The organism is Paenibacillus sp. FSL P4-0113, from assembly GCF_038009305.1.
GTDB classification, from domain to species: domain Bacteria; phylum Bacillota; class Bacilli; order Paenibacillales; family Paenibacillaceae; genus Paenibacillus; species Paenibacillus polymyxa_D.
In genome coordinates this window covers 170,291-186,779 of the sequence record NZ_JBBPAZ010000002.1, presented here as the reverse complement: position 1 = coordinate 186,779, position 16,489 = coordinate 170,291, and the positions used below count along the sequence as shown (strand labels likewise).

Here is a 16,489-nt window from a genome sequence, read left to right as displayed (position 1 = left end):
GCGTTTTTAACACCGTTAATTAATATACCATAACACTTGCATCGTTGCAACCAACTTTTCGACAATAGTTAGAACAACGCAAGATATGACGTTTTACGCCTCTCATTGAACTTTTCAGCAAGAATAAAAGCCGTCCACTTCCCAGTCTGGTCAGTTGGACGACTTTTTCGTAATTTTAGTAATGATAGAACTGAAATCCTCACCTTTAGCAAACTGATAGGTACCGGTACGAATTTTGGTATTGATTTTTTTAGCCTTAGCTGCTGCCTCAAATGCACTAGCATCCGATACGACCCCTGCCCGTTGCAATCCTGATGCCACACTTCTCAAATTGCTTCCCGATGCAATGCTATACTGCACTTGTGGGGTGACAGGCTGCTTGGGGATATTGGGAGTCGCTGTAGTGCCAGAACTTTGAGTTTGCGGCTTATTCGGACTTTGTGGAACCGATGTGCTGCTCGAAGGTTTAGAACCAGCCGAGGATATGCTGTTTGCAGGTGCCTTTGGTGTTGCTGGCGTTTGAGCTGGTTTAGCTTTTTGGGGTGCAACGGGAGTTTTATTACCTTCCTTGATCACCTTATTACGCCATTCCTCTTCTGTCATTTTCGGGTCAGAGCTGTCACTGACCTGGAGATTTAATCCGGCTGCTGCCTTTTCTAATTGCTCTCGCGTCATGTTTTTCGGGTCTGTGGAAGATTGCTGCGATTGCCCCTGACCGATCAATGCCAGTTGCAATAGCAATGCCCCCGTTATAAGACCAGTACCCATGCCTAGCATAAATGAACGGTTTTTGATCACGTTACATCCTCCCGCTCCGCGAGTTGCAAAATAAGCTGTACTTCACCCCGTTGAATGCCTGATTGCTTGGCTATATAGTCCACCGACTTGCCTTGCTCATGCAGCGCAAACAACTCTTGATAACGATCACGGATGGACTCTGCTTCCTGCTCAGTTTCAGGATCTTGTAATGCCGTCTGCTCCTCCATAGTTATGAGGAGAGCTTCTGAACCAGAGTAGCCTTCCTGCACAGACATTTCAGGTTGCAGACTTTGAAATTGACCGTATGCAACCGCTGCCTGATGAGAAGCAGCTGTATGTTGTATTTCCTTAGGTACAGGCTCGGTTTGCATAGACACAGTTGCAAACATAGCCTGGCGCTCAAGCTCCACGATACGGCTCCGAAGCTCAGCTACTTGCTCCTGTAATGCCGCCTGTTTCACTGTATGCTCCTGCTTCATACCAGAAACGAGCTCAATCAACTCGTCATTATCGTTTTCAATATCGGCCATATATTGCTCTAATGTGGCCTCGACCTTTTGGACGACGGCCTCTTCTGTTCCCCGGCCTGGCTGACGCTTAGGCTGTAGCCAGGCGTAGACAACAGCTGCGGCGCCCAGTAGAACAATATAAATCCATGGTTGATCCACTGCCCATCGTCTCCTTTAATAACGCTTCTCCACCTGTCGGATCAGAGCGAAAAATCAATATGGTGTCCCTTGAATGGATGCTCTGCCGGATGCTCCTTAGGCAGTTCAGCCTCATCTGGCCGGGAGCGGCTCTGCTGGGAAGAATCTCTGCTCTGCCCCCCTGTTTGCCGCTCACCGACGAATGTTTCCGCAGACTGATCTACAGCACTGCTTCGCTGACGCATATTCTCCGTCTCCAGCGCGGCCTTTTGTCCAAGCAATGCTTGATCATTCATCGGCCGCTGCTGGGACTCACTTTGGTATTTTCCAGCTTCGCTGGTGCGAGGTACGGCAATTTGCAATTCAACAGCCTTCAAGCTCATTGGACCACACCCTTTCCGATTGGGCATCCGTATCTTTCTTCCAAGGAATACAATGTTAAATGTTGTTTATCAGTGTGCCGAATTACACGTAGGAGGACATGCTGATGTCTCCCTCATGATAATAAAACGCCATTCTTTCCACTGAATCTTTAATAAATTTTGTATATCTGCCGATAACTATTTTAGAGCCACCATAAATCACATTTTTCACTTCTACCCGTGCGCGGCTTGTATCCTCTAATGTTCGTTCAATTTCAAGCATTCTGGACTTGGTTTCCAAAAGCTCCTGTTCATTAGATTTTTTAGTAGATGTCAGCTTGATTCGCATAGCCATTCTTTCAGGTGCAAGCTGTCCGGCGGCGGCAAGCTGATCCAATATGGTAAGAGCCTTATTCGTTTTATCCTGGCTGTCTGTCTGCTGCTTCAAACGTGCGCGGAGTTCTGTCAGTTCATCGCGCAGTTCGGGAAGTACACCCACTTCGATATTGGTAGCTGTGGACATCGTATTACCGACGGTACGAGCCACTACCTTTTTACCAGCTTGTACACTGCCACCTACGATAAGCCCTTTTGTCCCTTCGCAGATTACATTATTACTCGCTTTGATCTGGGAATGCATGATACTCTGGGATACAAGTACATCGCCTCCCGCAATCACGTTACCATCTTGTATAAACGAGCATTTCACATTTTGTGCAGCTTTCACGAACCCCTTATGGTATCCGATAATACCGCCAGTGATTTCCACTGAACCTTCCGCCACAATTTCGGCCCCTTCCACACCACCGATGACACGAATGTCGCCAGCCGCCCGAACCCGGAAACCTGTCAAAACATTCCCACGAATGACGACGGTTCCAACAAAATCAATGTTGCCGACACTATAATCGACGTCCCCGTTAACTTCATATACGGGGAACACATTAAGTTTGCCCTTTTCAGTCGTAGTTACCAGTCCGTCAATAGCCGCATACATCGCAACACCTTCTGGATGAATCACTACATTTTTTCCAACTTTAAAACGCGCCTCTTTACCTGGAAGAAAAGGAATTTCCTCTCCGGTTACAGCAATCCCCGGTACACCTGGCAGAGGATCAACCCGTTCGGCAATCAGTTGACCACGTTTTACATTTCTTAAACGAGTTAGTTCTTTATAATCCACCCGTCCATCCACGGTTTCAAGCGGCTTATGTGCATCTTCGCCAGTCACAATATCAGCCAGATTGATTTTTCCGTCTGTGCCATGGATCGGCTGCTTTCCCTGAGCAATCAGTAATTTTCCGAAGAAATGATCTTCCGGACTTGCCGCAAATACGCGAATTGCATCGGTTATTAAACCGTAGGATATTTTTTGGTTGCTTAGAAAACGCTCTAATTCTTCCACAGAACAGGCAAAGCCTTCTTCACGTTTGGCAAACTCCAAGTAGGCGGTTTGTTTGTCAGGTGAGACAACCACTTTTAAAAACTGGTCCAAAGCATATTGCTTCTCCACAAGGGTGCTCCTTCCGTCTAACTGTTACTGTAACCTCCCGTACGTTAATCTTTACGCATTAGCAAATCCCGTTGTTTGTCCAATGTCGCTCTCAGACGTAATATTGCTTTGGAATGCAACTGTGAAATTCGCGATGGAGATAGCGACATGACCTCAGCGATTTCGCTGAGTGACAAATCCTCGTAATACAATAAAGAAACAACGATACGTTCTTTTTCAGTCAATTTATCAATGCCTTGTGCAAGGGCATCACGAAGTGTAAATTCATTGACCTTATGATCCGGATTTTTCGCCTTCTCGTCCACCAAAAGGGAAAGCCGTGTTTCCGATTCCTCTTCGCGGATCGGATCCTCCAGTGAGACAATCGACATAACAGCGACCTCTTGGATCATATTTTGAAACTCTTTCTCAGAAACGTCCAAATAATGACTCATCTCTTCGTCGCTGACCGTGCGTAGATATCTTTGTTCCAAATGCTGGTATGCATCCTCGATTTTTTTCGCTTTTTCCCTAACTGAACGAGGAACCCAATCCCCTTGACGAAGACCATCCAAAATCGCTCCACGAACACGCCAAGAAGCATAAGTCTCAAACTGCAAACCACGCTCATAGTCAAATTTCTCTAAAGCGTCAATCAAACCCATAACGCCGTTACTCGCCAGATCATCCTTGGATACATTTTTAGGCAAGCCTACTGCAAGACGGCCTGACACATACTCTACAATATGGAGATACTTTTCAATTAACTGTTTTTTTGCTTCCTTGTCACCGTGTTCTTTCCATTGTTCCCATAGTTCGGAATGGTTTAAATGAGCGGCTTTTCGCTCGTTCATCGGCTTCACCCTCCTTATTTGTCTGTCAGGTGACGAACGGCCTTGGCCAATTCTTCAGGGTCCTTGTTGGAAACCAGCTTAGGTGGGTTTAAAGGTGCAAAACCATTATCCCCCTCGTCCGTCTGCTCTGGTTTCGGTTTCAGCAATTCATTCAGGTCTTCATTTTCGTCTGGTGTCGTCAGGTCCAGATTCCCCCCTACGCCATCTACCTGAGAGCTTGCCCGGCTTTGGGCATTCCCCAGATCTGGCCGCGCTACAACACCTAGTGTCCAGCGCAGCACAAATGCAAGTAGGAACCAAAAAACGAAGGCGATCAAGCCACGAATTAAGCTCGTGGTCAGCAGATTGCTGCCAACGGACAACACAAAAGTCAGAATAAATCCGACTACTCCAGACCAAAGATTAATGCGTAAGCTGCCAAATAACATGTTTATAATTCCTTTACACCTTTTTGTACGCTTCGAATATTCAAAACGCCAGTTTCAGAGTCCAACTCAATCGTTCGTCCATAATTGCCGCCTGTGTCCTCCGCAATCAAAGGAATGCCGAGATCTACGAGCATTTCCTTGCATGATTCTACATTACGTGGACCAATCCGCATGGTGTCTCCACTACCAGCAAAGGCGAACATCTGCGCTCCCCCTGCCATTTTAGCAATCAGCCTGCGTCGTTCTGCACCCAATTTCAGCATCCTCTCAAATAACTCGGGCAGCGCCGTATCCGCATATTTGGCTATATTCAGCTGCCCTTCACGCGCAATATCTGAGGACGGTAGCATCACATGTGCCATGCCTGCCAGTTTCAAATGAGGATCATAGAGGGTCAATCCGACGCAGGAACCAAGTCCTGTCGTACGAATCGAGTTCGGATTGCTGGTAACATTTAAATCTGCCATGCCGACTTTAATGATGCTTTTATCCTCAATCATCGTTCATCGGGACTCCTAACGACCTAAAGATTTTCCCGAACGATTCTGGATCAGGAATCAGGAAAAATTGACCCTCTATCTGATTCTGCCCTTCCAGAAACGATGTGTCAATCAATAATGCAGCATCTCCCATCTGCCCAAACTGCAGCAGTCCGTAGCTAAGAATTGCTCCTGCCATGTCCAACGCCAGCGCAGGGACTGTTGGATACATGGATAAACGTGTGAAATCGGCCAGCGAAGACAGGTAAGAGCCCGCTAAAATGTTTCCGATCTCCGACAGGGCTGAGTGCTCCATTTCGTTAAAACTGTCCTCGTCATCTGAAGGAATATTCGCCAAACGGGAAAGTAAGCCTTTTGCCGCCTGAGGCTGCAATATGAAGAATAGATTGCCGGGGGCTTCCCCTTCTACCCTAAAAAATATTGCAACAACAAGTTGCTCATTTCCACCGACTTTATCGGCAATTTCCTCAAAAGGCAGCATTTGTACTTTGGGCACACCCATGTCGACCGGTTTATTGAGAAGCCGGGAGAGCGCTGTAGCAGCGTTCCCCGAGCCAATGTTGCCGACTTCTTTCAACACATCCAACTTGAAGTCTTCGAGATTCCCAAGATTCTCCATATGTTAATCCTCTAAGCCTTCCAGTTGGTTCATTTCGCTACGATTCAGGACTTCGGACAAGTTCAGCATAATCAACAAGCGCTCTTCACCAATTTTAGCAACTCCGCGAAGATATTTAGCCTTAACTCCGCCAATCACTTCCGGTGGTGTCTCGATATTGTCAGTATTCAGGTCAATAACGTCATTCGCTGAATCAACGATAAAGCCGACTTGCATTTCGCCCACTGCAACGATAATGATGCGGGTTTGATCGGTATATTCAGCTTCAGGCAATCCAAATCGGCCACGAAGATCAATAACCGGAATGACTACGCCTCTCATGTTGAATACACCTTTTACAAAATCGTAAGTTCTTGGAACCCGTGTAATCGGCACCATGCGTTCAATAGATTGGACTTTTTCTACTTCAACACCGTATTCCTCTTCACCAAGCTTAAATACGATAACTTTAATTTCTTCTCCCATGTCTAAAAACCCTCCTTATTGATGTCAGCAACTTCACATTTCTTTCATTTCTGATGAAGACATTATTTAATGAAAACATTCGGGTCAATGATCAACGCAACCTGACCGTCACCCAGAATCGTGGCACCTGAAATTCCTTGGATGTTTGGAAGGTATTTGCCCAGATTTTTAAGGACAATTTCACTTTGTCCCAAAAAGTCCTGTACAGAAAGAGCTGCCAAACGGTCTCCCTTGCGGATGACCACGACCTCTGTCTCTTCTTCTTCATCTTCATTGAAGTCCGGTACCTCAAACAGCTGACTCAAGGAGATGAGCGGGATATGAGAATCGCGGAAAGCAATCATTTTATTGCCATGTACAGAACGAATTTGTGTCCGTTTGACAATCGCAGTCTCCACAATGGAGGACAATGGGATCGCATATTTTTCAGAACCGATCTGTATCATCATGGCTGCAATAATGGATAGGGTGAGCGGCAATTGCACAGAGAAATTAGTGCCTTGGCCCAGTGTAGAGTGAACCGTAACATTGCCACCCAAAGCAGTGATTTTGGATTTAACAACGTCCAAACCGACACCGCGTCCTGATACGTCTGAAATGACTGCAGCTGTGCTAAAGCCTGGAGCAAACAATACCTGATAAGCTTCCTCGTCGGTCATGACCGCTGCTTGCTCTGCTGTCAAAATCCCTTTAGAAATAGCACTGTTTAGTACCTTATCGCGATTAATACCATTTCCGTCATCTTCAATCTCGATGAATACGTTATTTCCGCTATGAAAAGCACGCAAGTTAACCGTTCCTGTCTCAGGTTTACCAGCTGCAATCCGATCGGCTACCGACTCAATGCCATGATCCACGGAGTTACGAAGCAAATGCACCAGAGGATCGCCAATTTCGTCGATAACAGTGCGGTCCATTTCAGTCTCTGCTCCAGTAATAACCAAATCAAGTTTTTTATCCAGCGATTTGGCCAGATCGCGCACCATACGCGGAAAACGATTGAAAACAGTGTCTACTGGTACCATCCGCAATTTAAGAACGACGTTTTGTAAATCGCTGCTCACACGACTCATGTGCTCTACCGTTTCTGTCAGTGCTGGATTGGAAGCTTCACTTGCCAACTGCTCTAACCGCACGCGGTCAATGAGCAACTCGCTAAATAAGTTCATAAGTACATCCAGACGTTCAATATCTACACGAATCGTACGGTTATGCGTAGGGGCAGCTGCCTTAGCTGCTGGCGTCTTACCTGCAGCTGCCTTAGCCACAGAGGCCGCAGCTGAAGACTGCGGCTGGGATGGAGCAGGTGATTGCACGGCAACAGGAGCTTCCTGTACCGCAGCAGTCTCAGCCAGTCCAGCAGTAACTTCGCTCATTTGTTTAAGCGATTCCTGATCTAGTTGTACCACTGAGACAGTGTCAATTTCAGAGATGCCCGCGATTTCCTTTTCCAGCTCCCCAACTTCTTTCTGCGTTATGTAATATAACGAGAAGCTTTGCTCGAATTTCTCCTGCTCAATATCCTGTACCGACGGATAGGCCTTGACGATTTCACCAGAGTTTTCCAGCGTATTAAACACCATAAAAGCACGCGCCGCCTTTAACTGGCTCTCTGAGCTGATTGTTACCTGTATATAGTGAACACGATGTCCTTCAGAAATAGATTGCTCCAATACAGAATACTGGAACTGATCCAAAACAAGCCCAGCACTATCGTTTTTGCCCACTTTTTTAGATGGAGACTCCTCAGTCGCAGCATTTGCGCCGGTCTTTTGGAAATCTCCGCTCACGATGGATTGTAGTGAAGATACAATAGAGGAGACATCCGCTTTTCCGTCGCCTCCCTCTGTAATGTGCTGCACCATGGACTCCAGAGCATCCAATCCCTTAAATAAGGTATCGAATATAAATTCATGCATCGCCAGCTTGTTGTTACGTACAAGATCAAGAACGTTTTCCATTTGGTGGGTAAGCGATGCTAGGTCTTCAAACCCCATCGTAGCAGCCATTCCCTTGAGGGTATGGGCAGAACGGAAAATCACCTGAACGATACCTAGATCAGTTGGATTGCTTTCCAGTTGAAGCATTTTTTCGTTAAGAGATTGCAGATGATCATTCGACTCATCAATAAACATGTTTAAATATTGGTTCATGTCCATTGTGAGACACCTCCTCCATGAGTTACACTCCGATTATTTCACAACTTGTACAAGCTTGGGGGCGATCTCCTGCATTGGCAGAAGGTGACGCACACATTTTAACTCTACTGCTGAGCGGGGCATTCCGTACACTACACAAGTTTCCTCATTTTCAGCAAATGTGGATTGTACCCCAGCATCATAAAGCTTCTTCATCATTTTGGCCCCGTCGCTCCCCATTCCAGTGAGCAATACTAGATGCCGCTCCAACGAGGTTAACGAGAGCAACGATTCAAACATCGTATCTACGGAAGGACGGTGACCATTGCGAGCTTCCTCCGTCTTCAGTGACACAGTGTATTTACCACCAGCTCCTGGTACAATTCTTAGTTGATATCCCCCTGGGGCAATGTAGGCCGTTCCAGTCTCCAACGTCATTCCCTGCTCAGCCTCCACAACTCGGAGTGGACTTAACGTGTTTAAGCGTTGTGCCAGCGAACGAGTGAAGTTTGGCGGCATATGCTGAACGATAACGATTGGAGCAGGAAAATCACCAGGAATGCGTTCCAACAGCGTCTTAAGCGCCCGCGGACCGCCCGTAGAACATCCCACCGCCACTAGTTTGCGAAAGTTGGACGTGTGCACACCTTTTTTAAGTGACAATCCCTTAGGTGCGGCAGGAACTGTAGGTGCCGCTACTGGAGGCGTAGCAGCCGCAGGAGTACGAGTAGCTGATGAAATCACCGTCTTATGGGGCTCCGGCTTAACCAAGCCTGCTTTATCCTTACCATGCAGCGATTTGCCAGCGGCCGTAGTAGTACTGTTTAGTTGCCCTGGTGTTCGTCCTATCCCCTTGGACAAATCTTCCTTCTTCTGAACAGTAGGTGCTTGGACTGACTTATTGCTTGGCTGAGCAGCTGGCTGCTGTTCTATGCGCCCCGCTGTAACAGATGTTCCAGACTGTTGTCGTTTAGTTTCCTGCTTGGCTACTGCCGGAGCGGACTTGCCAACATCACGCTTCGGCTGAGCTGATACAGCAGGTGAAGGAGCAAGCGGAACAACAGGAGACTTGTCTGTCGAAGCTTGACTGCCTGATCGCTTCTCAGTCACAGCCTGTCCTGGAGGCTTTTGCTGTGGCGTTTTTTTCGCTTGTTCCAATGCAGCTTTGCGCTCATTAGCTTCCTTGCGCTCCAGACGACTCCGCACTGCTTGCATAGCAGTGTGCATCTGTTCCAGCAGCGCCTTACTCACTTGCTCAATATCTTGCGCATGAGCGATGGAAGGCTTTCTTATAAAATCGAAAGCTCCTGCCTCCAGAGCCATGATGGTCTCCTTCATGCCTTGTTCATTAATGCCTGACAGCATAATTACAGGTAGCGGATGGGCTGCCATAATCAATGGCAATGCTTCAAGACCATTCATTTCAGGCATCTCGACATCCATGGTGACCAAATCGGGCTGCAATTCCTTCACTTTCTCTACAGCCTCTTTGCCATTGGCGGCTGTACCTACGATGTTGAACGACTCATCCCTTACAATTAAATCTGTAATAATTTTGCGCATAAAGGCCGAATCATCTACAACCAGCACCCGGTAAGCACACATGTTAAACACCTCTGTTTCCTCTCATCAAAATCAATGTACAGAACGCCGCAACCATTTTTGCATAAACCCTTTAATTCCACTCAATGCACCTGATTGCGGAATCTGTGGCATTGCTGCAAAACGGTGTGCCAGATTCAATACATCTCTTGAAGCCGCACATCCCGGAAAAGCAACCATAAATGGTACTTGCCTTTTGACTGCTTGCATGACATGAGTATCATCACTGATATGTCCAAGCAACGGGATATCGATCTCCAAAAAGCGTTTCGCAACCAGTGCGATCTTATCGGCAACTTGACGGGCCTCATTATCGTTATCGGCACGATTGACTATAATTTTGAATACCGTATCCTTTTGCAAACCGCTGACGACTTTAATTAGCGCATACGCATCTGTTAAGGACGTCGGTTCTGGCGTAGTTACAACCAGACATTCGTCAGCTGAAGTGATGAATTTAAGGTTTTCTTTGGATAAACCAGCACCTGTATCAAATAGAATATAATCCATATCTGCCGCCATTTTCTCTACTTCTTCGGCAAAATAATTCAGATCGTCATCCGATAACGTAAACAATTCGCTCAAACCCGATCCTCCAGCAATATAAGGCAAACCACCTACACCCGTTTGAATAATTTCATCAATTGATTTCTCACGTTTTAGCAGATGTAAAAGATTGTATTGTGAATTGGCTCCCATTAATACATCAATATTGGCCATACCTATATCAGCATCAAACACAAGTACCCTTCGACCAAGGGATTGCAGAGCAAGAGCAAAGTTCAGCGTGAAATTGGATTTGCCCACCCCGCCTTTACCACTGGTGATCGTTATAATTTTTGCTTGACGACTACGTGGGGGCAATCGATATTTATCCAAGGAAGAAGCCATTTGTCTAAGTGATTGGGCTTGGTCACTCATATGGAATCTCCGTTAACTCCTGTTGATGTTTTGGGTCCAAGCAGCATGCTTGTGACCATTTCTGTATCGGGATGAAGCAGGTCATCAGGAACATTTTGTCCATTGGTAATATAGGCCAGCTGCATAGGAAATTGATGCAAAAGATTAAACATTCCACCGCAGCTACCTGTCTCGTCCATCTTAGTAAATACAACCTTACCGAGACCAAACTTGCTGAAATGTCCAGTTATATTGAGCATATCTTTACTTTTGGATGTCAGGCTGAGTACCAGATACGTCTCACTTTCATTAATAGGCGAAAGCAGACTTTGCAGTTCCGAAACAAGTAATTCATTACGATAATTTCGTCCTGCGGTATCCATGAGGATCAGGTCACAATGTTCCAGCCGTTGAATGGCTCTGTGGACGTCACCAGGAGATTGCACAACTTCAAGCGGTACATTCAAAATCGTAGCATATGTTCGCAGTTGCTCGACGGCTGAAATCCGGTACGTGTCAGAAGTAATAAATCCAACTTTGCGATGATGCTTAAACAACTGTTCTGCTGCTAACTTGGCAATGGTTGTTGTTTTCCCTACTCCGGTAGGACCTGCCACATACACAATTTTGGTATCTTTGGAGATCCCTTTGTCCAGTCTTGTCTGAATAAAACTGGCCACTTCCTCACGAAAGGCTTGTTCCCAATCGAAAGTTTCAGGCGCAAAAGGGTGCTCGCTCCGACGCACATATACCTGTTCGAGCCAATACTCCAGTAAATCACGTTCCACTTCCTGTTCCAGCACACGCTCACAAATCTCTTGCAGCGGCTCCGGCCAAGTACTTTCCATTGAAGAGTTTCGGGAAAACCGAGTCATCATAGTCTTCATTTCCCGCAATTCATTAAGCAGAGCCTGATTTTCCTCCGCTCCGCTCTTGTCTGGAACGCTTGCTTCAATGGGCTGTTTAAACAGTTCACTGGATGATTTCATGTTCGAAAGTAATGCTTCATGATCAAGTGCTTGAGACGTAGTCTCCAGATTATTAGCAGACCTAGATGACAAATGCTCAGTTGCTGAAGCTGCTTGTTCTGCATCGATCATTAATTCAGCTTGTTCTTCTTTGGAACCACCCGTCATCTGCGTTACCCGCCGATAAGCTTCTGGAGCAGCTTGTCTGGGAACCACAGGCATAAATGATTTTTCTGGCTGTTCAGGAGCATTCATTGAAGATGAAGCCGCCTGGGCAAGCTCTTGTGAAGATAGTCCAAAACGTCGTGGCTTTTGAGGTTGCTTCTCCTCTACCGCTGCAACCACTTCGATTTTCTTTTTACTGAACATTCCCATGAAACCGCCGACCTTCATTTCCTTTGTACTTAAAATGACGGCGTCTGTTCCTAAGTCACCCCTGATTTGCAGCATGGCTTCTGGCATGGTATCCACTACATATCGTTTTACTCTCATAAGTTCACCACCCCGACACTTTGAATTTCAACGTTCGGCTCCAGCTCACTGTACGACAGCACCGGGACATCCTGCATCGTCCGCTCCATCACTTGCCGCAAATACATACGAATTGTCGGTGACGTTAATACAATAGGCTGCTGTCCAGATTGAATAAGGCGGTTGATTTGCTCCATCATCCTTTGATACACCGTTTGCGTAGACACCGGGTCAAGAGCCAAATAGCTACCTTGCTCCGACTGTTGTACGCTTTCAGCAATTTTCTTTTCCAATCCTGGTCCCACTGTAATAACGCGTAACGTCTCCCCCTGTTGGGCAAATTGCTGCGTAATCTGGCGGGACAACGCCTGACGGACATATTCAGTCAGCACGTCGGGATCTTTTGTATAAGTACCGTAGTCAGCTAGTGTTTCGAAAATAGTCACCATATCGCGAATGGAGATTTTTTCTTTCAACAGCTTGGCTAACACTTTTTGTACATCCCCAATCGCAAGCACAGAAGGAATAAGGTCGTCCACCAGCACTGGATAATTCTCTTTGAGATTGTCGACCAGCGAACGTGTCTCCTGTCTGCCAAGCAACTCATGAGCATGTTTCTTGATCGTCTCCGTAAGATGAGTAGCTACAACTGAAGGTGGATCAACTACGGTATAACCAGATAATTCCGCAACATCCTTGGTGTTCTCATCAATCCAGAGCGCAGGCAATCCGAAGGCTGGTTCCGTCGTTTCGATTCCTGTAATAGAATCATCGTCGTATCCTGGACTCATAGCCAGGTAATGATTTAACAGAAGCTCTCCGCCGCCCACGGTATTACCTTTAATTTTAATTACATACTCGTTAGGTTTGAGCTGAATGTTGTCTCGAATACGAATGACCGGTACAACCAAACCCAGTTCCAAAGCACATTGACGACGGATCATAATAATCCGATCTAATAAATCCCCGCCCTGCTGTGTATCCGCCAGCGGAATTAACCCGTATCCAAATTCAAATTCAATTGGATCTACCTGAAGCAAATTAATGACACTTTCCGGACTACGGACTTCTTCAATTTGTTGCTCCTCTTCCAGCTGTTCATCGGCTATTTGCTTGCGCTCCATATTGCCCTGCATTCTTCGAGCCGCAAAAAACAGCAGAATCGCCAGTGGAAGAGTTGTAATGATATGAATAGGTGTGAAAAGCCCTAATAATGCAATTGTGGCAGCCACAATGTAGATCAGTTTTGGATAAGAAAAGAGTTGTCCAGTTAAATCCTCTGCCAAGTTGCCATCTGACGTAGCCCGCGTAACAATCAAGCCTGACGCCGTGGATATGAGCAGTGCGGGAATCTGACTGACCAGTCCGTCACCGATGGTGAGGACAGAATAAGTCGACAGCGCCTCTTGAAATCCTTTTCCCTGAACGGCCATACCGATAATAAAGCCACCGACCAAGTTAATGATCAAAATGATAATACTAGCAATGGCATCACCTTTAACGAATTTACTCGCACCATCCATCGCCCCGTAAAAATCTGCTTCCCGTTCGATTTTACTACGTCGTTCACGGGCTTGCTGCTCATTGATCAAACCTGCATTCAGATCCGCATCAATACTCATTTGTTTACCCGGCATTGCATCCAATGTAAACCGTGCGCCTACCTCAGCAACCCGCTCAGATCCCTTAGTGATAACAATGAACTGTACGACCACGAGAATGAGAAAGACAACAAAACCGACGGCAATTTGCCCTCCTGCAACCCAACTACCAAACGTAGCAACTACTTCCCCTGCATGGCCCTCACCTAAAATAAGTTTGGTTGTAGAGATATTAAGTGCCAAACGAAATAACGTTGTAATGAGCAGCAATGAAGGGAAAATAGAGAACTGTAAAGCTTCCTTCGTATTCATAGAAACGAGTAGAATCATTAAAGCAATAGAAATATTAATGACGAGTAGGATATCCAGCAGCCATGATGGGATCGGGAGAATCATCATAAGAACGATACCGATGACGCCTGCAAGGACAGTTATTTCTTTTATTTTCACGGGTCTCTAGCCCTCCGATCCCTTTATTTCACTTTACCTTTTAATTTATATACATACGCCAGCACTTCGGCAACGGCCTGGAACAGATCAGCTGGTATCGCATCCCCGATTTCGGCTCTTTGAAACAGCGCCCGCGCCAGCGGCTTGTTTTCCATCGTTATAACGCCGTTTTGCTTGGCAATTTCTTTAATTCGGAGCGCAACGTAATCTTGCCCTTTCGCAATAATCTGCGGCGCTTCCATCTCCGAACCGTCATATTTCAAAGCCACAGCAAAGTGCGTAGGGTTGGTAATGATGACATCTGCATTAGGAACCTCCTGCATCATACGCTGCATAGCCATACGGCGCTGACGCTCGCGAATTTTCCCTTTGATCAGCGGGTCACCCTCCATTTTCTTGTATTCATCCTTGATGTCCTGTTTGGACATTTTCAGGTTTTTCTCATGCTCATAACGTTGATACATATAGTCCAATACCGCTAAAACGAACAGCACCACACCAATTTTGAGCCCCAGTTCCATCGTTAATGAAGCTGTAAAGCTCAACATCTGATCGCCGGACATTTCAGCCAGTTTGGGTAGGTCAGCCTTTGTTTTCCAGAGTACGCTGTACACCAGATAACCAATTACGGTCATCTTTAAAACAGATTTCAGGAATTCAACCAATGACCTCATGGAAAAAATATTTTTGAATCCTTTAATCGGATCAAGCTTGCTAAACTTGGGCGTAATGCCCTCTCCGGTTAATAAAAAACCGATCTGCATGTAATTCGCTGCTATCCCAATGACAATGGCCCCAATAAAAATAGGTGCCAGCATAATTAAGATTTGCACGCCATATTCGCCCATCATCAGCAGCGTTGTGTTCGGCGTTACCTCCATAGAAAGCCGATTCACAAAAATATCTCGAAATAGTCGAACCGCATGGTCCTTAAAATACCCGCCGAAAATCATGAGGCAAAAAAACGTAACCAACAGGACACCAGCGGCGGGCAACTCCATGCTTTTGGCAACCTGCCCTTTTTGTCTTGCATCCTGTTTCTTTTTGGGTGTAGCTTTTTCCGTTTTTTCCCCTGAGAACAACTGCAGGTTCATAGCATATTTAAATGACAAACTACGTTCCTCCAGACCAGACATTAAGGACGATTACCCATAATATCCAACAAGTTGCGCATGGATTCGAACATCACAGAAAACAATCTTTCGAATATAAAAGCAAAACTTGGCATGAGAAGCAGTAACATGAACAGTCCCACAATAATTTTAAGAGGTACACCAATGACAAAAATGTTGAATTGTGGCGCTGTTTTAGCTAAAAAACCGAGTCCCACATCCGTTAAAAAGGTAGCTACTACAATGGGGGCAGCAATTTGAAAGGCCAGCATAAATGATTCCGCAAAAGAACGTACCAGAAATTCAGTTACACTGCCACCATACAGCTTTACAAAAAAATCATTTGTCAACGGTACCCAATCATAGCTGTATAAGATAGCATTTAGCAGATGATGGTGCCCATTTATACTTAAAAAGAACAATACAGCTATGGCAAACTTAAAATTCCCTGTTAAAGGCGTTGAAGCCCCTGTCATGGGATCAAACACACTTGCCATTCCGAACCCCACCTGTAAATCTATAAATGAACCTGCGGTTTGGATCGCTGTCATGAACAGATATGCAGTAAATCCCAATAACAACCCAATCAGCACTTCACGGCCCACTAACAGCACATACGCTACATCGGTCGGTACCTGTTGATGCGTACCATATGTAAGATACACGACCAAAGCTAGAAATCCTGAAATTCCGACCTTAAAGATATTAGGTACACCTCGGGTCGAAAAAATAGGCGCTACTACAAAAAATGAGGTAATCCGACAAAAAATCAGCAAAAAAACAGGAAAACTTTGTAACAATATGTTCATAACATTCAGCCTAACCTATATATTTGTACAAATTGTCCAGAATGTTATACGTAAAGTCCACTAATGTGGTCAATATCCAAGGCCCGAACAAAAGCAATGCCAGCAATACGGCGACAATCTTCGGAACAAAGGCCAGTGTCTGCTCCTGAATTTGGGTTGTCGCCTGAAAAATGCTGATAATCAAACCCACGACTAGCCCCAAAATCAGCATCGGAGCGCTCACCTTGAGTACAATGTACACCGCTTGCCCAGCCAGGGAAATAATAAACTCCGAAGTCATTGCCGTCCTCCTTGATTGCTGTCCTTGCATGA

At 45.9% G+C, this 16,489-nt stretch carries 17 protein-coding genes; all 17 read right to left on the bottom strand.

Translation table 11 applies throughout. The features are described from left to right. Positions 1-150: 150 nt before the first annotated feature. The 17 genes from MKX46_RS25460 to fliQ all read right to left on the bottom strand — a co-directional run bounded on the left by MKX46_RS25460 (position 151) and on the right by fliQ (position 16,457). A complete protein-coding gene (locus tag MKX46_RS25460) occupies positions 151-798 on the bottom strand; it encodes an endolytic transglycosylase MltG (protein WP_341071976.1) in 648 nt (215 codons plus the stop codon). Then, the gene (locus MKX46_RS25455; RefSeq protein ID WP_341071975.1) at positions 795-1,427 is read right to left on the bottom strand and encodes a hypothetical protein; all 633 of its coding nucleotides are present in this window, start codon (positions 1,425-1,427) and stop codon (positions 795-797) included. Before MKX46_RS25455 ends, MKX46_RS25460 begins: the two co-directional genes overlap by 4 nt. A gap of 41 nt (positions 1,428-1,468) precedes the next feature. Further along, a complete protein-coding gene (locus MKX46_RS25450; RefSeq protein WP_029517010.1) occupies positions 1,469-1,789 on the bottom strand; it encodes a hypothetical protein in 321 nt (106 codons plus the stop codon). 82 nt (positions 1,790-1,871) lie between these two features. Next, positions 1,872-3,281 carry a DUF342 domain-containing protein gene (locus MKX46_RS25445; RefSeq protein ID WP_039274680.1) on the bottom strand — a complete coding sequence of 470 codons (1,410 nt, stop codon included), beginning with the start codon at positions 3,279-3,281 and terminating at the stop codon, positions 1,872-1,874. Positions 3,282-3,325: 44 nt separating this feature from the next. Further along, a complete protein-coding gene (locus MKX46_RS25440; protein WP_013309911.1) occupies positions 3,326-4,114 on the bottom strand; it encodes a FliA/WhiG family RNA polymerase sigma factor in 789 nt (262 codons plus the stop codon). Positions 4,115-4,128: 14 nt separating this feature from the next. Beyond that, positions 4,129-4,542: a hypothetical protein gene (locus MKX46_RS25435; RefSeq protein WP_029517008.1), complete on the bottom strand. Its 414-nt coding sequence runs from the start codon at positions 4,540-4,542 to the stop codon at positions 4,129-4,131. A 2-nt stretch (positions 4,543-4,544) separates the two neighbouring features. Then, positions 4,545-5,042: a chemotaxis protein CheD gene (locus MKX46_RS25430; RefSeq protein WP_010346358.1), complete on the bottom strand. Its 498-nt coding sequence runs from the start codon at positions 5,040-5,042 to the stop codon at positions 4,545-4,547. Beyond that, positions 5,035-5,661, bottom strand: coding sequence for a chemotaxis protein CheC (locus MKX46_RS25425; protein WP_029517007.1), 627 nt, complete (start codon positions 5,659-5,661; stop codon positions 5,035-5,037). The genes MKX46_RS25430 and MKX46_RS25425 overlap by 8 nt, the downstream gene beginning before the upstream one ends. Positions 5,662-5,664: 3 nt before the next feature. After that, entirely contained in the window at positions 5,665-6,126 is a 462-nt protein-coding gene (locus MKX46_RS25420) for a chemotaxis protein CheW (protein ID WP_007430046.1), read from the bottom strand. A gap of 62 nt (positions 6,127-6,188) precedes the next feature. Next, positions 6,189-8,285, bottom strand: coding sequence for a chemotaxis protein CheA (locus MKX46_RS25415; protein ID WP_069011401.1), 2,097 nt, complete (start codon positions 8,283-8,285; stop codon positions 6,189-6,191). 33 nt (positions 8,286-8,318) lie between these two features. Continuing rightward, the gene (locus tag MKX46_RS25410; RefSeq protein WP_029517004.1) at positions 8,319-9,869 is read right to left on the bottom strand and encodes a chemotaxis protein CheB; all 1,551 of its coding nucleotides are present in this window, start codon (positions 9,867-9,869) and stop codon (positions 8,319-8,321) included. Positions 9,870-9,899: 30 nt separating this feature from the next. Next, a complete protein-coding gene (locus MKX46_RS25405) occupies positions 9,900-10,787 on the bottom strand; it encodes a MinD/ParA family protein (RefSeq protein ID WP_029517003.1) in 888 nt (295 codons plus the stop codon). Then, the gene (gene flhF / locus MKX46_RS25400; protein WP_029517002.1) at positions 10,784-12,226 is read right to left on the bottom strand and encodes a flagellar biosynthesis protein FlhF; all 1,443 of its coding nucleotides are present in this window, start codon (positions 12,224-12,226) and stop codon (positions 10,784-10,786) included. Before flhF ends, MKX46_RS25405 begins: the two co-directional genes overlap by 4 nt. Then, positions 12,223-14,256: a flagellar biosynthesis protein FlhA gene (flhA, locus tag MKX46_RS25395; RefSeq protein ID WP_341071974.1), complete on the bottom strand. Its 2,034-nt coding sequence runs from the start codon at positions 14,254-14,256 to the stop codon at positions 12,223-12,225. Before flhA ends, flhF begins: the two co-directional genes overlap by 4 nt. Before the next feature lie 23 nt (positions 14,257-14,279). Beyond that, complete coding sequence (gene flhB, locus MKX46_RS25390; protein WP_250272108.1) at positions 14,280-15,392, bottom strand: flagellar biosynthesis protein FlhB; 1,113 nt, start codon at positions 15,390-15,392, stop codon at positions 14,280-14,282. After that, complete coding sequence (gene fliR / locus MKX46_RS25385) at positions 15,392-16,177, bottom strand: flagellar biosynthetic protein FliR (protein ID WP_023988198.1); 786 nt, start codon at positions 16,175-16,177, stop codon at positions 15,392-15,394. Before fliR ends, flhB begins: the two co-directional genes overlap by 1 nt. A 10-nt stretch (positions 16,178-16,187) precedes the next feature. Then, entirely contained in the window at positions 16,188-16,457 is a 270-nt protein-coding gene (gene fliQ / locus MKX46_RS25380) for a flagellar biosynthesis protein FliQ (protein ID WP_007430038.1), read from the bottom strand. Between the last annotated feature and the right edge of the window lie 32 nt (positions 16,458-16,489).